This is a genomic window from Kitasatospora sp. NPDC004531, assembly GCF_053602195.1.
This window is the reverse complement of record NZ_JBSGDD010000002.1, coordinates 141,510-162,938: the sequence shown is the minus strand read 5'-3', so window position 1 is coordinate 162,938 and position 21,429 is coordinate 141,510. Positions and strand designations below refer to the sequence as shown.

At 72.0% G+C, this 21,429-nt stretch carries 20 protein-coding genes; 9 read left to right on the top strand and 11 right to left on the bottom strand.

Going from position 1 to position 21,429, the window contains the following annotated elements; translation table 11 throughout:
- Window positions 1-44: 44 nt before the first annotated feature.
- From dusB to ACWEMJ_RS01980, 4 genes are all read right to left on the bottom strand, one after another.
- On the bottom strand, window positions 45-1,232 hold the full coding sequence (gene dusB / locus ACWEMJ_RS01995) for a tRNA dihydrouridine synthase DusB (protein ID WP_452134970.1): 1,188 nt from the start codon (window positions 1,230-1,232) through the stop codon (window positions 45-47).
- 128 nt (window positions 1,233-1,360) lie between these two features.
- Window positions 1,361-2,254, bottom strand: a complete 894-nt coding sequence (locus ACWEMJ_RS01990) for a DUF4097 family beta strand repeat-containing protein (RefSeq protein WP_452134969.1) — start codon at window positions 2,252-2,254, stop codon at window positions 1,361-1,363.
- Window positions 2,251-2,898, bottom strand: coding sequence for a response regulator (locus tag ACWEMJ_RS01985; RefSeq protein WP_452134968.1), 648 nt, complete (start codon window positions 2,896-2,898; stop codon window positions 2,251-2,253). The genes ACWEMJ_RS01990 and ACWEMJ_RS01985 overlap by 4 nt, the downstream gene beginning before the upstream one ends.
- Window positions 2,886-4,157: a histidine kinase gene (locus ACWEMJ_RS01980; protein WP_452134967.1), complete on the bottom strand. Its 1,272-nt coding sequence runs from the start codon at window positions 4,155-4,157 to the stop codon at window positions 2,886-2,888. Before ACWEMJ_RS01980 ends, ACWEMJ_RS01985 begins: the two co-directional genes overlap by 13 nt.
- Before the next feature lie 135 nt (window positions 4,158-4,292).
- On the opposite strand from ACWEMJ_RS01980, the gene ACWEMJ_RS01975 reads away from it, so the two are divergent.
- On the top strand, window positions 4,293-4,784 hold the full coding sequence (locus ACWEMJ_RS01975) for a hypothetical protein (protein ID WP_452134966.1): 492 nt from the start codon (window positions 4,293-4,295) through the stop codon (window positions 4,782-4,784).
- 454 nt (window positions 4,785-5,238) lie between these two features.
- On the opposite strand, the gene ACWEMJ_RS01970 is transcribed toward ACWEMJ_RS01975, so the two are convergent.
- Window positions 5,239-6,090, bottom strand: a complete 852-nt coding sequence (locus ACWEMJ_RS01970; RefSeq protein WP_452134965.1) for a helix-turn-helix transcriptional regulator — start codon at window positions 6,088-6,090, stop codon at window positions 5,239-5,241.
- Window positions 6,091-6,190: 100 nt separating this feature from the next.
- Here ACWEMJ_RS01970 and ACWEMJ_RS01965 point away from each other — a divergent pair, with 100 nt between their 5' ends.
- From ACWEMJ_RS01965 to ACWEMJ_RS01955, 3 genes are all read left to right on the top strand, one after another.
- The gene (locus tag ACWEMJ_RS01965; protein WP_452134964.1) at window positions 6,191-7,624 is read left to right on the top strand and encodes an MFS transporter; all 1,434 of its coding nucleotides are present in this window, start codon (window positions 6,191-6,193) and stop codon (window positions 7,622-7,624) included.
- A 124-nt stretch (window positions 7,625-7,748) separates the two neighbouring features.
- The gene (locus ACWEMJ_RS01960; protein ID WP_452134963.1) at window positions 7,749-8,324 is read left to right on the top strand and encodes an NADAR family protein; all 576 of its coding nucleotides are present in this window, start codon (window positions 7,749-7,751) and stop codon (window positions 8,322-8,324) included.
- A gap of 249 nt (window positions 8,325-8,573) precedes the next feature.
- Window positions 8,574-10,307 carry a hypothetical protein gene (locus ACWEMJ_RS01955; protein ID WP_452134962.1) on the top strand — a complete coding sequence of 578 codons (1,734 nt, stop codon included), beginning with the start codon at window positions 8,574-8,576 and terminating at the stop codon, window positions 10,305-10,307.
- Window positions 10,308-10,442: 135 nt separating this feature from the next.
- Here the strand turns inward: ACWEMJ_RS01955 and ACWEMJ_RS01950 are convergent, their stop codons facing one another.
- Window positions 10,443-11,825, bottom strand: coding sequence for a glycine--tRNA ligase (locus ACWEMJ_RS01950; RefSeq protein ID WP_452134961.1), 1,383 nt, complete (start codon window positions 11,823-11,825; stop codon window positions 10,443-10,445).
- A gap of 273 nt (window positions 11,826-12,098) precedes the next feature.
- Between ACWEMJ_RS01950 and ACWEMJ_RS01945 the strand changes: the two genes are divergently transcribed.
- From ACWEMJ_RS01945 to ACWEMJ_RS01930, 4 genes are all read left to right on the top strand, one after another.
- On the top strand, window positions 12,099-13,064 hold the full coding sequence (locus ACWEMJ_RS01945; protein ID WP_452134960.1) for a metal ABC transporter substrate-binding protein: 966 nt from the start codon (window positions 12,099-12,101) through the stop codon (window positions 13,062-13,064).
- Window positions 13,065-13,205: 141 nt separating this feature from the next.
- Entirely contained in the window at window positions 13,206-14,033 is an 828-nt protein-coding gene (locus ACWEMJ_RS01940) for a metal ABC transporter ATP-binding protein (RefSeq protein ID WP_452134959.1), read from the top strand.
- Entirely contained in the window at window positions 14,030-15,025 is a 996-nt protein-coding gene (locus ACWEMJ_RS01935; RefSeq protein ID WP_452134958.1) for a metal ABC transporter permease, read from the top strand. The genes ACWEMJ_RS01940 and ACWEMJ_RS01935 overlap by 4 nt, the downstream gene beginning before the upstream one ends.
- A 35-nt stretch (window positions 15,026-15,060) precedes the next feature.
- Window positions 15,061-15,489, top strand: a complete 429-nt coding sequence (locus ACWEMJ_RS01930; protein WP_452134957.1) for a Fur family transcriptional regulator — start codon at window positions 15,061-15,063, stop codon at window positions 15,487-15,489.
- A gap of 90 nt (window positions 15,490-15,579) precedes the next feature.
- Here ACWEMJ_RS01930 and ACWEMJ_RS01925 read toward each other — a convergent pair whose 3' ends face one another.
- The 4 genes from ACWEMJ_RS01925 to leuA all read right to left on the bottom strand — a co-directional run bounded on the left by ACWEMJ_RS01925 (window position 15,580) and on the right by leuA (window position 20,051).
- Window positions 15,580-16,413 (bottom strand): isoprenyl transferase, encoded by an 834-nt coding sequence (locus ACWEMJ_RS01925; protein ID WP_452134956.1) that lies wholly within the window; start codon window positions 16,411-16,413, stop codon window positions 15,580-15,582.
- 2 nt (window positions 16,414-16,415) lie between these two features.
- Window positions 16,416-17,162: a DNA repair protein RecO gene (gene recO / locus ACWEMJ_RS01920; protein WP_380483258.1), complete on the bottom strand. Its 747-nt coding sequence runs from the start codon at window positions 17,160-17,162 to the stop codon at window positions 16,416-16,418.
- A 202-nt stretch (window positions 17,163-17,364) separates the two neighbouring features.
- A complete protein-coding gene (locus ACWEMJ_RS01915) occupies window positions 17,365-18,030 on the bottom strand; it encodes a TerB family tellurite resistance protein (protein ID WP_452134955.1) in 666 nt (221 codons plus the stop codon).
- A 236-nt stretch (window positions 18,031-18,266) separates the two neighbouring features.
- Window positions 18,267-20,051, bottom strand: coding sequence for a 2-isopropylmalate synthase (gene leuA / locus ACWEMJ_RS01910; protein ID WP_452134954.1), 1,785 nt, complete (start codon window positions 20,049-20,051; stop codon window positions 18,267-18,269).
- Window positions 20,052-20,392: 341 nt separating this feature from the next.
- Between leuA and ACWEMJ_RS01905 the strand changes: the two genes are divergently transcribed.
- Window positions 20,393-20,659 (top strand): protealysin inhibitor emfourin, encoded by a 267-nt coding sequence (locus ACWEMJ_RS01905; RefSeq protein WP_452134953.1) that lies wholly within the window; start codon window positions 20,393-20,395, stop codon window positions 20,657-20,659.
- Window positions 20,660-20,689: 30 nt separating this feature from the next.
- On the opposite strand, the gene ACWEMJ_RS01900 is transcribed toward ACWEMJ_RS01905, so the two are convergent.
- Entirely contained in the window at window positions 20,690-21,403 is a 714-nt protein-coding gene (locus ACWEMJ_RS01900) for an alpha/beta fold hydrolase (protein WP_452134952.1), read from the bottom strand.
- Between the last annotated feature and the right edge of the window lie 26 nt (window positions 21,404-21,429).

Here is a 21,429-nt window from a genome sequence, read left to right as displayed (position 1 = left end):
TCGGCCAGCTGTCGATCGAGGACGTTTTCGACACTCGGTACAGATCATCCGCCAGAGGTGTCCGACTCGGCGTCTTCGCCGAGGCGGGCGCACTCATACGGATCGTCCAACCAGCCCTCGGGCAGGACCACCCGGTTGTTGCCGCTGGTGCGGCCCCGCGGGCCGTCGGCGCCGATGGGCCAGCTCTGCTCCTGGTCGACCAGGGCGAGGGTTTCGGCCAGTTCGGCGAGCGAGCTGGAATTGGCGAGCTTCACCCGGAGTTCGGAGCCGACCGAGAAGCCCTTGGTGTACCAGGCGACGTGCTTGCGGAAGTCGATGACTCCACGGGCCTCGTCACCGAGCCACTCTCCCAGCAGCTGGGCGTGGCGCACCATGGCGCGGGCCACCTGGGCGAAGGTGGGGCGGGCGTAGTCGACGTCGCCCTCGAAGATCGACACCAGGTCCTTGAACAGCCACGGCCGGCCGAGGCAGCCGCGACCGACCACCACCCCGTCGCAGCCGGTCTCGCGCATCATCCGCACCGCGTCGTCGGCGGACCAGATGTCGCCGTTGCCGAGCACCGGGATGTCGGCCGGCACGGACTCGCGCAGCCGGGCGATGGCCGACCAGTCGGCGGTGCCGCCGTAGTGCTGCGCGGCGGTGCGGCCGTGCAGGGCGATCGCGGCCACCCCCTCCTCGGCACCGATCCGGCCGGCGTCGAGGTACGTGAGGTGGTCGTCGTCGATGCCCTTGCGCATCTTCATGGTGACCGGGAGGTCGCCCGCGTTGCCCACGGCCTGGCGGAGGATGTCCCGCAGCAGGTTGCGCTTGTACGGCAGCGCGGAGCCGCCGCCCTTGCGGGTCACCTTGGGGACGGGGCAGCCGAAGTTGAGGTCGATGTGATCGGCGAGGCCCTCCTCGGAGATCATCCGGGCTGCCTTGCCGACGGTCTCCGGGTCCACGCCGTACAGCTGGATCGAGCGCGGCTTCTCGCTCGGGTCGAACTTGATCAGCTGCATGGTCTTGGCGTTGCGCTCGACCAGGGCCCGGGTGGTGATCATCTCGGAGACGTACAGTCCGCGGCCGCCGCTCTGCTCCCGGCACAGCGTGCGGAACGGGGCGTTGGTGATGCCAGCCATCGGGGCCAGCACCACCGGCGGCCACACCTGCATCGGCCCGATGTTCAGCGGGGCGAACTCCGGCGCCACGGGCGCTGCCGGGGTTGCCTGGGCGGAGTCGGGCGTGATGGTCATGCGCGGCAGATCCTCAAACGGGTAGGGCCCCAGTGGCGGGAGTTGCGGACTCTCCATTCTCCCCCACCGGCCGAGCGGGCCCGGCGGCCCGCACCTCGCCCGCCCGTGCGCCTGCCCCGCCGCCGGGTTCAGCGGTGGCTGCCGCTCCGGTCGATGGTGACGCTGCCGGAGGCGGTGACGATGTCCAGCACCCGTGCGGAGGCCGAGTCCTGCAAGGAGCGGTCGATCGTCTGGTCGGCGCCCGCGCTACTGAGGTCGATCCGGTACTGGCCGCCGTCGTCGGGGACCTGCAGCACCAGATTTCCGGAGGCCAGCCTGGCCGTCACCGAGCTCGGCGCTCGGTCGTACTGCAGGGTGATCTGGCCGGAGGAGGAGAGTGCCTTGGTCTCCGCCGATGCCAGCCCCGTACCGATGATCTGCCCGGAGCCGCTCTTGACCCAGACGGGGCCGCTGACCCGGTTCAGTTCGATCTGCCCGGAGCCGGTCTCCGCCGAGGTGTCTCCGGAGATGTCGAGGATCTCCGTCCGGCCGGAGCCGCTGCGGGCCTTGATCGCGGTGGCGGCCGGGACCTGTATCTCCAGGGCGACGGCACAGCCGAACAGCATTCTCGCCTCCGGGCAGTCGACGGATATCGACAGCTTGTCCGCGTCGATCCGCTGGCTGACGGCGGGCCTGCGCAGGGACCAGCCGACACGTTCGGTGACGATCACCCGGTCGGTGCCGCCCGCCCGTACCGCCACCAGGGCCGGCCCGGAGTCGATCTCGAGCCGGCCGATCGCGTCGAAGTAGGTCTTCTCCCGAACGGTGTCCTGCTGGACCAGGGCGGCGCCGGTGGTCGCGGCACCGCCCACCAGGACGCAGGCGAGCACCAGCACGCCGATGATCCGCCAGATCCGGCGCTCGCCCGCGCTCGGCCCGGCGGCCGGCACGTCCGGGCCGGGGACGGGCAGCCAGCGGGCGAGACGGCCCGGGTCGGCCGGCCGCCGTTCGGGCTCCGGCTCCGTGGTCGTTCGTCGGGTCATTGGCTGATCTCCAGGAAGCGGAGCACTGCGAGGACCCGCCGATGGGTGTCCTCGGCGGGCGGAAGGTCGAGCTTGGTGAGGATCGAGTTGATGTGCTTGGAGACGGCGCTGTCGCTGACCACCAGGGACTCGGCGATCGCGGTGTTCGACCGCCCTTCGGCCATCAGCGCCAAGACGTCCCGCTCGCGGGGCGTCAGCCGGTGCAGCGGATCCTTGTCGCGGCGGAGCAGCAGCTGGGCGACCACCTCGGGGTCGAGGGCGGTGCCGCCCTGGGCCACCCGCTGGAGCGCCTCGACGAAGTCGTCGACGTTGGCGACCCGCTGCTTGAGCAGGTAGCCGACGCCGCTGGTGTTCTTGGCCAGCAGATCGGCCGCGTAGCGCTCCTCCACGAATTGGGAGAGCAGGACGACGGCGGTGTCCGGCCACTGCTGGCGGATCATCAGGGCGGCGCGGACCCCCTCGTCGGTGAAGCCGGGTGGCATCCGGACGTCCGCGACGACGATCTGGGGGCGGTGCTCCTCGACGGCGGCGAGCAGCGCCTCGGCGTCCTCGACGGCGGCGGCCACCTCGTAGCCTTCGCTCTCCAATACCTTGACGATGCCGATCCTCAACAGGACGGAATCCTCGGCGATCACAGCTCGCATGGCAGCTCCATGGTGATAGTGGTGGGGCCCCCGCGGGGGCTGGTGATGGCGAGCGAGCCGTCCACCGACGCGGCGCGTTTGCGCAGGCCGGTGAGCCCGGTGCCACGGGTGGCGTCCGCGCCGCCGATGCCGTCGTCGGTGATGGTGATGAGCAGCCGGTCGGCGACCCGGCGCAGATCGAGGTCGACGCGGGAGGCCTTGGCGTGCTTGGCGGCGTTGGCCAGCGCCTCGGAGACCGTGAAGTACGCGACCGCCTCCACGGTGGGGGCTATCCGGCCCGGCAGGTCGACGGCGAGGTGCACGGGGACGGGGCTGCGGGCGGCGATGCCGGAGAGTGCCGCGTCCAGCCCGCGGTCCTCCAGTACGGCGGGGTGGAGGCCGCGGACCAGGTCGTGGAGCTCCTTGATCGCGGCCTGGGCCTCCTCGTGTGCGGCGACGATGACCTCCAGCGCCTCGGGCGGGACGTCCTTGAGGGTGCGCCGGGCGAGGCCGAGGTTCATCGCGAGCGAGACCAGCCGCTGCTGCGCGCCGTCGTGCAAGTCCCGTTCGATCCGGCGGCGTTCGGCATCGGCGGCGTCCACCACGTCGACCCGGCTCTGGGCGAGGTGTTCGACGCGGCGCTCCAGCATCTCCGCGCGGTTGGGACCGAGCAGGGCGCGGACCGTCCACAGATCGAGCGCGGCGAGCAGGGCGGCCAGCCAAGGGGTGAGGAACAGCAGGAGGGCGCCGCCGGCGGTGATCGCCGCACCGGTGGTCGTCCAACCGAAGCCGGAGCGCAGGGGGTTGTCCATCGGAAGCAGCCAGACCCAGCCGAAGAAGGTGAGCAGCACGCTCGCGGAGCCCCAGAGGCCGAGGACGAGCGCGGCGCAGCACGTCTGGATCGGGGCCACCACGAGGTGGTGGGCGGCCTGACGCCAGGCCAGGCCGGAACGGAGGCGGGGCAGCCACCCCGCGTCCGCCGGCAGTCGGCCGGGGATCTCCAGGCCGCGCAGCCCGCGGACCCGGCTGCGCTGCGCGGTGGTCAGCAGATCGAACTGGACCACCAGCAGGAACAGCCCCAGCAGCAGCGTCTTCCCCGGAAGGCAGAGGGCGACGATGCACGGCAGGCCGAACGGGAGGCCTGCCGCGAGGAACAGCGAATCCCGTCGAGCGGCCGCCGACCAAGGCGCGTGCTCCAGGGCAGCACGGAGCGCTGCGGGGCGGGCCGCGACGGGGCGGGCCGCCCGGACGGGGCGCGACTGGATCTTCGACTGGAACATGCGGCACAGCGTAGGGCCGCGCCGATCTCGGCCTCCATGGCGCAGGGCTCCGTCTTTGGGGTGTAGCTGGCTACACCCCAAAGACGGAGCCGCACGCTACCGACAAGATCTTCGCGCCACAGGATTCTTGACGGCATGACGAAGACGAACCTGATGCGTTGTGGCCGCAGCCCGCTGGGCAACTCCCGTGGTGCCGCTGAGGAATTCCCCTTGTCGGGGCCCGAACTCCTCGGCGGCGCGGGCACGCCGGGCCTGCTCGCGGTGGTCGGTCCCTGGTCGGTGCGCCTGCGTGCCGGTCGGCGTCCGGCCATGGAGGTGTACGAGTACGGCGAGTTGCTCGACGTGGTGGTCGAGTCCTCTCTCGTTGACGCCCAGTTGCGCGGCGCGCGGCGCGGCCGGGCCGACAGACCGGGTGACGGCCCGGTCGCCTGCGCGTGGGGCCGATGGCCACCGGGCAGCGCGCCCGGGCCGGTGCTCTTCCACCCGGGCGGGCTGCTCCGCCGCGCGGTGCAGCCCGGTGCGGTGCGGACGGCGGGCCGCTTCTGGTTCGCCTCGGCGGCCGGGGAGTTCCGCTGGGCGCAGGTGTGCTGGTCGTCGGAGCGCCCGGAGTCGAGGAGGGCGGCATGAGCAGCTTCGTTTCGCCCCTCGTCCGGGTGGGCGGCGCGCGTCCCGGCCGGGCCGGCGGCATGGGTCTGCGGTTGGGGCCCGCGTGGCTGGAGCTGCTGTTCCTCGGCTGCGGGATGGTCCTGCTGCCCTGGGCGGCGCTGCTGGCCACGCTGCCCGGCGGGGCGGCCTGGGCCGCGCTCGACGTGGTCGAGTCGGCGGCGCTGTCGGCCAGTGCCGTGCTGTTGCGGCAGGGCCGGAGTCCGCGCGGGCCGGCCGCGCTTGCTGCCGTGCTGCTGGTGGCCGACGCCGGGTGCGACGTGGCGACGGCGGCGTACGGGCCCGAGCTGGTGGTGGCCCTGCTGATGGCTCTCTGCGCGGAGCTTCCGCTGGCCGCGCTGTGCTCCTCGGTGGCCGCCGGACGGCCCGGTCCGGGTACGGGCGAACGGCCGTCCGGATCGCGGCTCCGGGTCAACCGTCAGGCGGTGCCGGCCAGTTGGTGGAGGCGGTCCCGGGTGTCCCGGTCGAGGGGCACGTACCCGACCAGTCGGGTACCGGCCCTGGGGCCGAGCCACAGGTTCGTGTACTCGAAGCGCAGCAGGCCGACTTCGGGCAGCGCGAAGTGTTTGAACCCGCTGACCATCCCCGAGACCTCGTGGCGCTCCCACGCCTCTTCGAAGTCCGGGGAGGCCTTGCGCAGCCGATCGACCAGTGACTTCCACGCGGGCTCCGCCGCGTGGTCGGCCATCACGGTCCTGAAGCGCGCGACCACCCCTGCTCTGGCGGCCTCCAGGTCCGCCAGGTTCCTCGCGATAGGAGTATCAGTGAAGATCATCCACATGATGTTGCGGTCCTCTTCGGGGATCGTCTCCAAGTCCCCGACGAGCCAGGTGTACGCCCGGTTGTACGCCAGGATGTCGAACCGGCTGCTGATCACCACGGCCGGGAACGGGTCGAGTTGGTCCACCATGGCCCGGATCGACGCGGAGACGGTGGGGCACTCCCGTACCGGCACCGGATCCTCGGCGCCGGCCAGGGTGAACAGGTGCGACCTCTCGTTCCGGTCGAGCAGCAGTGCCCTGGCCACCGCGTCCAGGACCTGGGCCGAGACCTGGATGTCGCGTCCCTGTTCCAACCAGGTGTACCAAGTGACGCCGACGGCGGCGAGGCCGGCGACCTCCTCGCGGCGCAGCCCCGGTGTGCGGCGGCGGCCGACGGCGGGCAGGCCGACCTGCTCGGGCGAGATGCGTTCCCGGCGGCTGCGCAAGAACGTGGCCAGTTCGCGCCTCCGCTCGTCCGCGGGGGTGTGAAGGTCCGTGGAGATAGCCATGCCACCAGGGTGGACCATCGCCGATCCTGTTTCCAGGTACTCCTTATACCTGGATAAACACCGCCTGGTACCAGGCTGAGAGGAGCCGCATCGTAGGACCGTGACTCAGCAGACCTTGCTACCGCAGACCTCGTCGCCGGTCCGGCCCGCGACACCCCAACTGGGTGCCGCCGGCCTGACCACCGTCCTCCTGGGCGCTTTCCTTCCGATGCTTGACTTCTTCATAGTGAATGTCGCGCTGCCGACCATCGACCACGATCTGGTCGCCGGCCCCGCCGTCCTGGAACTCGTGGCGGCGGGCTACGGCGTCGCCTTCGCCGTCCTGCTCGTCCTGGGCGGGCGGCTGGGCGACGCCTTCGGCCGACGGCGGCTCTTCATCGCCGGAGCCGTCGCCTTCACCCTCACCTCACTCGCCTGCGGTGTCGCCCCCACCGCCTGGGCCCTGGTCGCGGCCCGGGTCGCCCAGGGAGCCTCCGCCGCCCTGCTGCTCCCCCAGGTCCTCGCCACCATCACCGCCACCACCAGCGGTCAGCAGCGCGCCCGGGCCCTCGGCATCTACGGAGCCGTCGGCGGCATCTCGGTGGTGATCGGCCAGGTACTCGGCGGCTTCCTGGTCTCGGCGGACCTCTTCGGCACCGGCTGGCGCGCCGTGTTCCTGCTGAACGTCCCCTTCGCGCTGCTCACCGCGCTCCTGGCGGCGCGCCATGTCCCGGAGAGCCGGGCGGAACAGGCCGCCGGCGTGGACCTCTCCGGCACGCTGCTGCTCACGGCAGCTCTCCTCACGCTGTTCATTCCCCTCATGGAGGGTCGGGCGGTCGGCTGGCCGCTCTGGACCTGGGTGTCCCTGGCGGCGTTCCCCGTGCTCACGGTGGCGTTCGTGACGGTGGAACGACGCGCCGAGCGGGAAGGACGGGTTCCCCTCGTCCCGCTCTCGCTCCTGCGGATTCCGGAGATGCGGCGCGGCCTCGGCGTGGCCGTGCCCTACTTCACCGGATTCGGCGGCTTCATGTTCGTGATCGCCCTGCTGCTGCAGGACGGACTGCACCGCGGGCCGGTCGCCGCGGGTTGGGCCCTGGTGCCGATGGCGGTCGGCTACTTCGGCGCCTCATTGGCCGGTCCCCGGCTGATCGGCCGCTTCGGCAGCCGGGTCATCACCGTCGGTGCGCTGGTCCAGGGCGCCGGCCTGCTGACTCTGATCGCCACCGCGCTGGGCGACTGGTCGCACTTCTCCCCGCTGCGGATGCTCCCCGGCGTGGCGCTCGCCGGCATCGGACAGGGACTGATCAGCATGCCCCTGTTCCGGGTGGTGCTCTCGCGCGTTCCCGCCGAACGCGCGGGCGTCGGCGGCGGCGTGCTGGCGACCACCCAACAGTCCAGCCAGGCCCTGGGAGTGGCCACGCTCGGCACCCTCTTCATCGGGCTCGGCCCCGCTGTGGGAATGGCCAATGCGCTGGCGCTGGTGCTCGGCCTCCAGGCCTTGGGTTCCCTGACCATCTGCTGGTTGAGCATCCGACTGCCGCGTTCGGTCGGATGACGCCGACGCCCCGCCGACCCGCGGTCCTGGCGAACACCGGGCCCGTGACGGATCGCGCCGGGGGAGGCCGTGGCCTGCGAAAAATGGCAGGCCGGGCCGCCGCGGCCAGTGCGAGGATGGCCCCATGACGAACCCGACCGCCCTGCCGAGCGAAGCACGGACCCGCGAGCAGCTGGTGGCCGCGATCGCCTCCGGGGGCAACCCCAAGTACCTGCACTTCTGGGGCCACCGGCCGCAACGGGACGGGCGGATCGGGGCCGGATCGCTCAGCCAGTGGTGGCCCTCGCCGTTCAACGTCGACGGAGTCGAGTACGCCACCGCCGAGCACTGGATGATGGCCGGCAAGGCACGGCTGTTCGGCGACGAGGAGAGCGTCCCGCGCATCCTGCGGGCCCGCACTCCCGCCGAGGCCAAGAACCTGGGCCGGCTGGTCATCGGCTTCGACCAGGACACCTGGGTGGCACACCGCTTCGACCTGGTGGTGGCCGGCAGCGTCGCCAAGTTCGGGCAGGACGAGCAGCTTCGCGACTACCTGCTCCGCACCGGGACGCGGGTCCTGGTGGAGGCCAGCCCGCTCGACCGGATCTGGGGCATCGGGCTGGCGGCCGACGACGAGAAGGCGAACACACCGTCGCGGTGGCGTGGGCTGAACCTGCTCGGCTTCGCGCTGATGGAGGCACGGGCCCGGCTCGCGGATTGACGTGGCGTCAAAGGCTGCGGGCGAGAAGCCGTTACACCCCGTACCCGCACAAGTGGGGCGAGTCGGACGACGATTGGCCGTCGTCCGCCGAACCCGTTGATCTGCCGCCCCATCGGCACTCGCATTTCCGTCTCGAAAACGTTATGACTTACTCCCGTAACGTGGCCGCCGCATGCCAACACCAGGATGGCCACGAGTCGTAGGGTCGGGGGCCAATCGGGGGACCCCGTGGAGACAGGGCGGGGCGCGATGACCGTACGCGATCGGGGGCCGGAGTCGGCCGATGTCCAGACGCTGAGAGCGGAGTTGGACGAGCTGCTCCGGGCACGGCAGTTCGCCGCGCAGCGCGAGCGCAGGCTCAGCGAGGAACTCCGGGCCGGACACCAGCCCGACCACGCCCCCGGGCCCGGCCGCCCGGCCAGGCAGCCCGACCCCGAACTGCTCCGGCAACTCGCCCAGGCCCAGAACCTCCGCGAAGGCCTCGGCGCGCGCTGCCTCGAACTGAGCGACCGTCTGCTGGCCGCCGAAGACCGCCTGCTGCCGGGGCGCGTCCCCGTCGAGCCGCCCGCCCACCCGGGCCAGGCCCCGGCAGGCTCCCCGGGAAGGGAGCGCACCGACGCCCAGGGAGACTGGGGCGCTCCGCCGATCCCGCCGCAGCGGCCGCATTCGCCCGCCGCCCGCTTCGACTCCGCCCGCCGCGGCACACCCGCCGAACGCGACACTCCCGCCGGACGACCCGCCCCGGAGTCGGCCAGTCGGAACACCATCGGCCCCGCCTCTGACCTCGCACCCAACCGCCCACGCCCTTCCGCCGGCCGTCCCAACTCATCGGCAGGGCAGGGATCCTGGGCCCGGCCGGGCACCCCGGCTCCGGCCCCGGCCGGCACCCGGCCCATCGGCACCGGGCTCCCCCGCGCCGAAGGCCACCGCCCGGAGGGCCCGCGTTCGGAGGGCCCCCGCGCAGAGTGCCCCGGCCCGCGCCAGGACGCCCCCGGCGCCTGGGACACCCGCCCCGGCCACCACGCCCCCGGCGCCGCACCGGCAGACCGGGCATCGGGGCCGACCTCGCAGGCCGCCACCCCCGGCAACGACCGCTTCCGCCCGGCCGCACCGGGGCACGGCCAGGAGCACACCCCGGGGCGCGGCCCCGGGCACGGTCCGGCCGCACCACAGCCGCGCGGCCCCCTCAGCGGGGAGGACCCGGCGCAGCCGACCGGTCCGACGCGGCCGCGGACGACCGTGGAACTGGTGGCCCTGGTGCAGCGCATCAGCGGACTGCACCAGCAGGGCGCAGCAGACGAATCGGCCGCCATCGTGCGGCAGGTGGCCCTGATGATCACGCCCGACGACGTGGCACGACTGGCCGCGCTGCTGCAGCAGAACGGCCCGGTGGGCTCCGCCACCTACCTGGCGCGCTCGGTCTCCGCCGGGTCCCCGGACCACGCGGCGGCCACCCTGGCGGTGCTGCGCCGCGAGGGGATGATCGACGAGGCGGCCGACCTGTTCCACACCCTGTGGTCGGCGAGCTCCGCGGCCCTGCCCGCCCTGCTGGCCGCCCTGGAGCAGTCCGGCCAGTCGGCCGACGGCCAGACCCTGCTGTGGGAGCGCGCCTCCGCGCCGGCCGAGGAACTCGCCGAACTGGCACAGCACTTGAAGGCGGCCGGCCGGTCCGGCGATGTGCGCCACCTGCTGCGGCAGGCGGCCGGCCGTCCGATCAACGAAGTCGCCGCGATCGCCGGCGCGTTGAGCGAGGAGACGGCGGCGGAGCTGATCGGCGAACTGGTGCGGCTGCGGTCGGCGAGCGACATCGGCCGGTTCGGCGCCGCCGTCCAGGGGTCGACCGAGCTGTACGACACCCTGCTGTTCGCCGCCGACGACCTGGAGGAGAGTCGGGCCCGCAGCGCCTTCACCGCGCTGCGCACCAGCGGCCTGCCGACCGAGCCGACACCGCGCCCCCGGTCGCGTTCCCGCCAGCGCCGCTGAACTCCGGCGGGCCCCGCAAATAGCCCTGCAAGCCCCGGGAAAGCGCAACTCCCGGCCCGCGAAACCGAGTTCGCGGGCCGGGAGCCGGAGTTGGTGCTCGGTCGGCGGAAGCCACCGGCCGACAGTGCTGCGGTGTCAGCAGCCGATCAGGCGGGCGCCCAGGTAGGACTTCACCTGGTCGAGCGACACCCGCTCCTGCGCCATGGTGTCACGCTCGCGGACGGTCACCGCGTTGTCCTCAAGGGTGTCGAAGTCGACGGTGACGCAGAACGGCGTGCCGATCTCGTCCTGGCGGCGGTAGCGCTTGCCGATCGCGCCGGCGTCGTCGAACTCGACGTTCCAGGCGGAACGCAGGTCGGCGGCCAGGCCGCGGGCCTTCGGGGAGAGGTCGGCGTTGCGGGACAGCGGGAGCACCGCGACCTTGACCGGGGCCAGGCGCGGGTCGAGCCGCATGCCGACGCGCTTCTCCATGACGCCCTTGGCGTTCGGCGCCTCGTCCTCGAAGTAGGCGTCGATCAGGAAGGCCAGCATGGCGCGGTTGAGGCCGGCGGCGGGCTCGATGACGTACGGGTAGTACCGCTCGTTCGCGTCCTGGTCGAAGTACTTCAGGTCCTGGCCGGAGGCCTCGCTGTGCACCGTCAGGTCGTAGTCGGTGCGGTTGGCGACGCCTTCGAGCTCGGAGAACTCGCTGCCACCGAAGTTGAAGCGGTACTCGATGTCCACCGTGCGCTTGGCGTAGTGGGACAGCTTGTCCTTGGGGTGCTCGAAGAAGCGCATGTTCTCGGTGCGCAGACCGAGGTCCACGTACCAGTTCCAGCGCTGCTCCAGCCAGTACTCGTGCCAGGTCTCGTCCTCGCCCGGCTTGACGAAGAACTCCATCTCCATCTGCTCGAACTCGCGGGTGCGGAAGATGAAGTTGCCGGGCGTGATCTCGTTGCGGAAGCTCTTGCCGACCTGGGCGATGCCGAACGGCGGCTTCTTGCGCGAGGTGGTCTGGACGGCGCGGAAGTTGGTGAAGATGCCCTGCGCGGTCTCCGGGCGGAGGTAGGCCAGGCCGGACGCGTCCTCGGTGACGCCGAGGTGCGTCTTCAGCATGCCCGAGAACTCCTTGGGCTCCGTGAAGGCGCCCTTGTTGCCGCAGTTCGGGCAGTTGATGTCGGCGAGGCCGTTGGCCGGGAGCTTGTTGTGCTTGGCCTCGTACGCCTCTTCCAGGTGGTCGGCGCGGAAGCGCTTGTGACAGGAGAGGCACTCGGTCAGCGGGTCGTTGAAGGTCGCGACGTGGCCGGAGGCCTCCCAGACCTCGCGGGCGAGGATCACCGAGGAGTCGATACCGACGACGTCCTCCCGAGCGGTGACCATCGCACGCCACCACTGGCGCTTGATGTTCTCCTTGAGCTCGACTCCCAGCGGTCCGTAGTCCCAGGCGGCGCGAGTACCGCCGTAGATCTCGCTGCAGGGGTAGACGAAGCCTCGGCGCTTGCTCAGGCTGACGATCGTGTCGATCTTGTCGGCGGCCACAGTGCTCTCTTCAGTACGACGGCACGGTCAGGGCACGGCTGGTTGCACGCGCCCGAAGAAACTCAGGGTACCGGGGATGCGGGGGCGGGATTCAACTCGATAGTGGCGCGGGCGTACGACCGGGAAGCCGACGAGCCCGGCGCGCGGGCGGCGGGTGGCGGCGCGGGGGCGGTCGTGGCCGGCTCGCGGAAGGTCGCCGGAGAGCGCGGTGCGACCCCGATCCCCCCGAACGCAAGTTGACAATCATTTCCAGATAAGATGAGAATGGTTGTCATGAAGAATCGCCGCCTGTCGACCTCGATAGCCCTCGCCGCCACCGCGGCGGTCGGCGCGCTCCTGCTCTCCGCCTGCGGCGGCACCAGCAGCGCGGCCGGGGCGGACGACGGGAAGCTCACCGTGGTGGCCTCCTTCTACCCGATGGAGTTCCTGGCCGAGCAGATCGGCGGCGAGCACGTCAAGGTCACCGACCTGACGCCCGCCGGGGTGGAACCGCACGACCTGGAGCTGACGGCCAAGCAGGTCGCGGCGGTCCAGCGGGCCGACACCGTGATCTACCTCAAGGGCCTGCAGCCGACGGTCGACAAGGCCGTGTCGCTGACCCACCCCAAGCACGTGGTGGACGCCACCGCCACCTCCCCCCTGGTCGACCACCACCTGGACGAGGGCCCCGACGAGGGCGACGACCCGGGCGCCGGGCACGACCACGAGCACACCGGCATCACCGGCGACCCGCACATCTGGCTGGACCCGACCCGGTACGCGGCGGTCGCCCAGAGCGTCGGCGCGGAGCTCGCCAAGGTCGACCCGGCCAACGCCGCCGACTACCGGAGCAACACCGACGCCCTGGTGGCCCGACTGACCGCCTTGGACCAGGAGTTCCGCGGCGGCCTGCAGACCGTCCGGACCAGGACCTTCATCACCAGTCACGCCGCCTTCGGCTACCTCGCCGACCACTACGGGCTGGACCAGGTGGCGATCAACGGCGTCGACCCGGAGGCCGAGCCCACCCCGTCCCGGCTGGCCGCGATCCAGCGGGCCGCGAAGGACAACGGCGCCACCACCGTCTTCTTCGAAGCCCTGGTCAGCCCCAAACTGGCCAACACCGTGGCCTCCGACCTCGGCCTGAGGACCGCCGTGCTCGACCCCCTGGAGGGGGTCAAGGACCAGGACCGCGACGACTACTTCTCCGTCATGCGGCAGAACCTCGACAACCTGAAGGCCGCCCTCGGCGCGAGCTGACCGCCCGCCCCCGGACCGGCCGAACCGACCGAACCGGCCCCGGGCCACCCCGGCCGGGCCCCGGCCGACCGAACGGGCCCGAACGGGCCGATCCCCCGAACCCACCCCGAACCAACCGGCGCGAGCCGAGCGAGGAACACCATGAGCGCTGTCATCTCCACGGCAGACTCCGACCGGCTGCGGCCGTCCTCCGGTGAGGACGTCGGGCCGACGGTCGTCAGCCTCCGGGGCGCGGTCGCCACCGTCGGCGGACGCCCGGTGCTGCGCGGCGTCGATCTGACCGTCCGGCCGGGCGAGGTGGTGGCGCTGCTCGGTGCCAATGGCTCCGGCAAGTCCACCACCGTGAAGAGCATCGTCGGCTCGGTGCCGCTGGAGCAGGGCAGCCTGGAGCTGTTCGGGCAGCCGCGGCGCCGGTTCCGGGCCTGGCACCGGATCGGGTACGTGCCGCAGCGCACCACCGCGGCCGGCGGGGTGCCGGCCACGGTGCGCGAGGTGGTCTCCACCGGGCGGCTGCCGCAGCACGGCCTGCTGCCGTTCCGCCGCAAGGACCGCGCCGCGGTGGACCGGGCGCTGACCGCCGTCGGCATGCTGGACCGGGCCGGCGACGGGGTGGCGAACCTGTCCGGCGGCCAGCACCAGCGGGTGCTGATCGCCCGCGCCCTGGTCGGCCGACCCGATCTGTTGATCATGGACGAGCCGATGGCCGGTGTCGACGTGGACAGCCAGCAGGTGCTCGCCGACATCCTGCGCACCGAGGTGGAACGCGGCTGCGCGGTGCTCCTGGTGCTGCACGAACTCGGCCCGCTGGAGCCGCTGATCGACCGCGCCGTGGTGCTGCGCGACGGCTGCGTCGCACACGACGGCCCGCCGCCGCGGGGTGTCGGCCAGCACGCGCTGCCCGGCCACGACCACGTCCACCCGCACGCCGACGACCACCACCACCGCACCACCCAGGGGCTGCTGGCATGAACGAGATGTTCCAACCCGACTTCATGCAGCGGGCGTTCCTCGCCGCCCTGCTGGTCGGCCTCACCGCGCCCTCGGTCGGCATCTACCTGGTGCAGCGTCGCCAGGCGCTGATGGGCGACGGCATCGGGCACGTCGCGCTGACCGGTGTCGGCCTGGGCTTCCTGTTCCAGGCCAACCCGATCTGGATGGCCGTGCTGGTCTGCGTGCTCGGCGCGATCGTGATGGAGCTGGTCCGCGCGCGCGGCAACCAGCGCGGCGACATCGCCCTGGCGATGCTGTTCTACGGCGGCATGGCCGGCGGCAAGCTGCTGGTCTCGATGAGCAGCCAGGCCGGTTCCGGCAGCCTGGAGAGCTACCTGTGGGGCTCCATCCTCACCGTCTCCCCCGGCGACCTGGCGGTGATCGGCGCCCTGGCGGCGGTCGTCGTCGCGGTCACCGCGGGCCTGCGCCGCCAGCTGTTCGCGATCTGCCAGGACGAGGAGTTCGCCCGGGTCACCGGCCTGCCGGTGCGGGTGCTGAACCTGCTGCTGGCCGTGATGGCGGCGGTCACCGTGACGGTCGCCATGCGGGTGGTCGGCCTGCTGCTGGTCAGCGCGCTGATGGTTGTCCCGGTCGCGGCGGCCCAGCAGCTGACCCGCTCCTTCGCGGCCACCCAGGCCGCCGCGGTGGGCGTGGGCGTGGTGACGGCGGTGCTCGGCGTCGGCGCCTCCTACCAGGCCGACCTGCCGTCCGGCCCGACCATCGTGATCCTGGCCATCGCGGCCTTCGCCCTGTTCAGCGCGATCGCCGCCCCACTGGCCAGGCGCCGGCACCGGGCCACCGCCGAACACGGCCCGGCGGTCTGCGACGTCGCGCTGCCCGACCGGCACCCGAACGAACCGGCGGGCGAGACGGCCATGGCGGGCGCAGCCGGTGCGGCAAGCGCCGCGAGCCCGGCGGCGGAGCGGCCGTTGTCGGGGGAGACGCCGTCAAGTCGGGGGCTGGCACAATGATGTGCGAAACCCAGCCGATCAGCAGGAGGACCCCGGTGACCACCGCAGGCCCGTCGCCGCGCGCGCGATCGACTCGGCAGCGCACCGCCGTCTCGGCAGTCCTGGACGAGGTCGAGGACTTCCGCAGCGCGCAGGAACTGCACGACATGCTCAAGCACCGGGGTGACTCGGTGGGTCTGACCACCGTCTACCGGACGCTCCAGTCGCTCGCCGAGGCCGGTGAGGTGGACGTGCTGCGCACCGCCGAGGGCGAGGCGGTCTACCGCCGGTGCAGCAGCGGGCACCACCACCACCTGGTGTGCCGGCACTGCGGGGCGACCGTCGAGGTCGAGGGCCCGGCGGTCGAGCGCTGGGCCAACGCGGTCGCCGCCGAGCACGGATTCAGCGACATCGCGCACACCCTGGAGATCTTCGGCACCTGCGGCGAGTGCGCCGCGAAGCAGCAGGCGGCCCGCGCCCAGTAGCGCACCCGGCACGCCCCGCACAGCGCCGAGGGCCCGGATCGGAGCAGTCCGATCCGGGCCCTCGCTGTCGGTCCGACACGCGCACCCGCGTCAGCGCTGCGGCGGCACCTCGGCGGCGGAGGGGTCGTTGGGCACGGCCCCGCCGAAGCGGCGGTCGCGGCGGGCGTACTGCTCGCAGGCGCGCCACAGGTCGCGGCGGTCGAAGTCGGGCCAGAGCACGTCCTGGAACACCAGCTCGGCGTACGCGGACTGCCAGGCCAGGAAGTTGGAGGTGCGCTGCTCGCCGCTGGGGCGCAGGAAGAGGTCCACGTCCGGCATGTCCGGGTAGTACAGGTACTTCGCGAACAGCTTCTCGTTGACCTTCTCCGGGTTGAGCCTCCCGGCGGCCACGTCGCGGGCGATAGCCAGCGCGGCGTCGGCGATCTCGGCCCGGCCGCCGTAGTTGACGCAGAAGTACAGCGTCATGGCGTCGTTGTTCTTGGTCTGCTCCTGGGCGATCTGGAGTTCCTGGACGACGCTCTTCCACATCTTCGGCATCCGGCCGACCCAGCGGATCCGGATGCCCATGGCGTCCATCTCGTCACGGCGGCGGCGGATCACGTCCCGGTTGAAGTTCATCAGGAACTTCACCTCTTCCGGGGACCGCTTCCAGTTCTCGGTGGAGAAGGCGTACAGCGAGAGGTTCTTGACGCCGATCTCCAGGCAGCCGCGCAGCACGTCGAGAACGACGCCCTCGCCGACCTTGTGGCCCTCGGTGCGGGGCAGGCCGCGCTCCTTCGCCCAGCGGCCGTTGCCGTCCATGACCACCGCGACGTGGTTGGGGACCAGCTCGCCGGGGATCTTCGGCGGCTTCGCTCCGCTCGGGTGCGGGGCCGGGACTTCGTACGTCCGCTGCTTGCTGCCGAACAGGCGTCGCGCGACCATGTTCACTTCTCCACGTATCTCATCGAGCGGATGCCCCGCTCCAGGTGCCACTGCAGGTAGGCGGCCACCAGCCCGCTGCCCTCGCGCCAGTACCGCGGCTCGCAGGCGTCCGCGGTCTGCCAGTCCCCGGACAGCAGCGCGCCGAGCAGGACCAGTGTCTCAGGGGAGGGTACGGCACTTCCGGGCACCCGGCAGTCGCCGCACAGCACGCCGCCGGCCTGGAGCGAGAAGAACCGGTTGGGGCCGGGCAGTCCGCAGCGGGCGCAGTCGGTGAAGCTCGCGCCGTAGCCGTTGACGGCGAGCGAGCGCAGCAGGAAGGCGTCCAGCACCAGGTGCGACTGGTGGGTGCCGCCGGCCAGCGTGCGCAGGCCGCCGACCAGCAGCAGGTACTGCTGGACGGCGGGCTGGCCCTCGTTCTCGGCGAAGCGTTCGGCGGTCTCCAGCATCGCGGTGCCAGCCGTGTAGCGGGTGTAGTCGTCGACGATCCGGGCGCCGTACGGCGCGAGCGTCTCCACCTGGGTGCACAACGGCAGGGTGCGGCCGACGAGTTCGCTGCCCCGGCTGAAGAACTGGATGTCGACGTGCGAGAACGGTTCGAGGCGCGCGCCGAACTTCGACTTGGTCCGGCGTACGCCGCGCGCCACCGCCCGGACCTTGCCGTGCTGGCGGGTCAGGAAGGTGATGATCCGATCGGCCTCGCCGAGCTTCTGGGTGCGCAGCACGATGCCGTCGTCGCGGAAGAGACTCATGGTGGTTCCCATTGTCCCGTACCCCACCGACAGCACGGCGGCGGCGGGCGGCGCGCAGCCGTGAACCCGCACCGGGGGCTTTCACCCGTGCGGTGCGGGACACGGCGGGCCCGGGAGGGGGGATTACGGGCCCGGCTCGGGGGATCGGCGACGCAGCGAAGAGGCGGAGCAGTGGAGCGGCGGAGCGGCAGAGCGGCGGACGTCAGTGCGGAGCCCGGGTGGCGGCCTCCAGCAGTCGGTCCACCTGCGCGGCGGTGAGGTCGAGGCAGCGCCCGACCACGACCAGCGCGGCCCGCTCCTGCGGGAGGTAGCGGCCGTCGGCGAGGGCGACCCGCGCGCCGAGGGTGAGCAGGCGTTCGCGGCCCTGGAGGCGCAGGTGCGGGGCCAGCGGTTCGAGCGCGGCGTGCAGTTCGACGGCCAGCCCGCCGCCCTGGACGTCCACGTCGAGCGGTTCGCCGCCGCCGTGTCCGGAGAGCGCGGCGAGCGAGGCCAGTACCTGGGCCTCGCCGCAGTCCTCGAAGCCGGCTTCCTTGATGACGGCGCAGGCGGTCTCGCGTCCGCTGCGGCTGCTGGTGCCGCCGGCGGCGAGCGCGGCCAGCGCGACGGTGTACTGGGCGTCGCGGAGCATCGCGCCGAGCCGGCCGGAGGTCAGCTCCTCCAGCGCCTCGGTGCCGTGGCGGCCGCGGCAGGATGTGCACTGGACGCTGCGGACCACGCCGCCGAGCGGCAGCACCGGGGTGCCGAACAACCGCAGCCACCGCCGGCCGTGCTGCCGGCGGTAGTTGCGGTCCCCGCCGCAGCCCGGGCAGAAGAATTCACCGAGGACATCCGTCCGCCAGCGAGGGCGGACACCCCACAACCCTGTCACGGCGCCACTCCCCAGACATGGCAGGCGGCCTGCGCATCAATGGGCAGGTCACGCGACCGGACGCCGCGGTCGTCCCACCGACCCCGGTTCCGGTCCGTCGATGTTGCCATGGTTACCGGCTCGTGTCAGCACCCTGAACGGGTGCCGAGGGGAAAATTTGTGACCGGGGCCACACCGCGAAGGTGTGGCCCCGAAGTTACCTGACGGTACGTCAACTTCCGTCCGTGCGATACGGATCAGTCGCGCTGCGCGGCCCGGTTGACGGCGCTGACCAGAGCCTTCAGCGAGGCAAGCACGGTGTTGCCGTCGATGCCCACGCCCCACAGCACCTTGTCGCCCACCGCGCACTCGACGTACGCGGCGGCCTGCGCGTCGCCGCCCTCGCTCAGCGCGTGCTCGGCGTAGTCCAGGACGCGTACGTCGACGCCGATCGAGGCCAGCGCGTTGACGAAGGCAGAGACCGGGCCGTTGCCGGTGCCGGTCAGGGTGATGGGGGCGCCGTCCACGACCGCCTCGGTGGTCAGCGCGTCGCGGCCGTCCTCGGTGGTCAGGCTGCGCGAGCCGCTCAGCGAGATCCGGCCCCACGGGTTGGCGGGGGTCGGCAGGTACTCGTCCTGGAAGACCGCCCAGATGTCGCCGGGGGTGACCTCGCCGCCCTCGGCGTCGGTCTTGGCCTGGATGATCTTCGAGAACTCGATCTGCATCCGGCGCGGCAGGTCCAGCTTGTGGTCGTTCTTCAGCACGTAGGCGATGCCGCCCTTGCCGGACTGCGAGTTGACCCGGATGACCGCCTCGTAGCTGCGGCCGACGTCCTTCGGGTCGATCGGCAGGTAGGGCACGCCCCAGGTGTACTCGCCGACCGGGACACCGGCGGCGGCGGCGTCGGCCTCCAGGGCGTCGAAGCCCTTCTTGATGGCGTCCTGGTGCGAGCCGGAGAAGGAGGTGAAGACCAGGTCGCCGGCGTAGGGGTGGCGCTCGGGCACCGGCATCTGATTGCAGTACTCGGCGGTGCGGCGGATCTCGTCGATGTCGGAGAAGTCGATCATCGGGTCGACGCCCTGGGAGAACAGGTTCATCCCGACGTTGACCAGGTCCAGGTTGCCGGTGCGCTCGCCCTGCCCGAACAGGCAGCCCTCCACCCGGTCGGCACCGGCCATCACGGCCAGCTCGGCGGAGGCGACGCCGGTGCCGCGGTCGTTGTGCGGGTGCGCGGACAGGCAGACGAACTCGCGGCGCGACAGGTGGCGCGACATCCACTCGATCTTGTCGGCGTACACGTTCGGGGTGGACCGCTCGACGGTGGTCGGCAGGTTCAGGATGATCTCGCGGCCCTCGCCGGGCTGCCAGACGTCCATCACCGCCTCGCAGACCTCCAGCGCGTAGTCCAGTTCGGTGTCGATGAAGATCTCCGGCGAGTACTCGTAGCCGAAGACGGTCTCGTCGCCCAGGATCTTCTCGGCGTACTCCATCACCAGCCGGGTGCCGTCCGTCGCGATGGCCTTGATCTCGTCCTTGCTCGCCTTGAACACCACCCGGCGGAACATCGGCGAGGTGGCGTTGTACAGGTGGACGGTGGCCCGCGGGGCGCCCTTCAGCGACTCCACGGTGCGCTCGATCAGGTCCTCGCGGGCCTGGGTCAGCACCGAGATGGTGACGTCCTCGGGGATCGCGTCCTCTTCGATCAGCGAGCGGACGAAGTTGAAGTCGGTGGCGCCGGAGGACGGGAAGCCGACCTCGATCTCCTTGTAGCCCAGCTTCACCAGCAGGTCGAACATCTTGCGCTTGCGGGCCGGCGACATCGGGTCGATCAGCGCCTGGTTGCCGTCGCGCAGGTCGGTGGACAGCCAGCGCGGGGCCCGGGTGATCACCTTGCTCGGCCAGGTGCGGTCCGGCAGGTCCACGGTGCCGAAGGGTACGTACCGCTGGAACGGCATCCCCGAGGTCTTCTGCTGCACGCTCGCGGCGGTGATCGGGGTGGGACGGTCGACGAACGCGCGGGCGACGGAGGACTGTTCGGTCATGGCTGGGGCTCTCGGCTTCCCTTGTCGAAGGCGGTCTGCGGTCGGGGGATCAGGACACCCGACTCGGCCGACTGGATGCGCCGCCGCGGATCACGCTGGGCGCAACACGACTCCCCGCGGCGAGGGGGCCGGCCTTCACTGGACTACAGGCCCTCGCCGCGGCAGCTAAGAAGAAGCAGCCGGATACGCATGATGTCGTCACTGTAACCCGGTCGGCGGCCCGGCCGCAGTGAGCCCCGCCACGATCCCACCCAGTGAGACGGCGGGCGACTGCCCGACCGGCGCGGCAAGTTGGTGAAAAGCCTCGGCAAACCCCGCCGCCGCGCTGCACACTGACAACCATGCGTATCCAGGTCACCCGCACCGGCGGGTTCGCCGGCCTGCTCCGGTATGCCGAGATGGACACCGAGCAGCGCCGGGACGCCCCGCACGTGCACGCGCTGGCACGCGAGGCGATGGCCGGCGGGCTGCGCGCGCCCGCGTACGGCGTGCCCGACGGCTTCCACTACGAGATCACCGTCGACGGCCGCACCGTGCACTGCGCCGACCCCGAACTGACCGACTCCCAGCGGGAGTTGGTCAGCCTGGTGCTCCGCGAAGGCGCCTGAGGCCCCGGCCCCGGGGGTGCCGGGGCAGGCTCAGAGCCAGCCGTCCAGCGAGGCCAGGAACCCGGCCGGGTCGTCCCGGTGGATGCAGTGGCCGGCGCCCGCCACGGTGCGCACCTCGAAGCCGAGGCGGCGCAGCTCCTCGGCCTCCTCGGGCCGCACCAGGATGCTGGGGTCGGCGAGTTGCACCAGCGACGGCAGCGTGGGCGCTCCGGGCAGCACGGAGAGTTCGGGGTGCGCCCACAGGCCGACGGCGGTGTCGCTGTCCCACGCTTCGAGACCGGCGAGTTCGGCGTCCACGTCCTCCTCGGGCCAGCCCGGGTGCATGGTGGTGATGAACTTCCGGGTGCCGAAGCGCTTGAACTCGACGAACAGCTCCGGCCCGATCCCGGGGCGGTCGTACAGGAACGCGGGGTCGCTGTAGACGGCGCGTTCCGGCTTGAGCCGCTCCACGGCCCGCCACAGGGCGATCGCGCCCATCGAGTGCCCGACGGCGAGCGCGGCCCCGGCCGGCAGCGTGTCCACGAGGTCCTCGGCGAACTGCTCGGGCCCGTACCGGTCGGCGGGGCCCGCGCCCTCGCCGCGCGGGGAGGCGCCGTGGCCGCGCAGGTCCACGGCGATCACCCGGTAGCCGCGTTCGGCGAGCGCGGGGCCGATCACCCGCCAGGTGCGGTGGTCGGACTGGATGCCGTGGATCAGCAGGGCGGTCCGGTCGCCCCCGCCCCACTCGTGGGTGTGCAGCTTCACGACCGGCCCTCCCCAGGCTGTTCGAC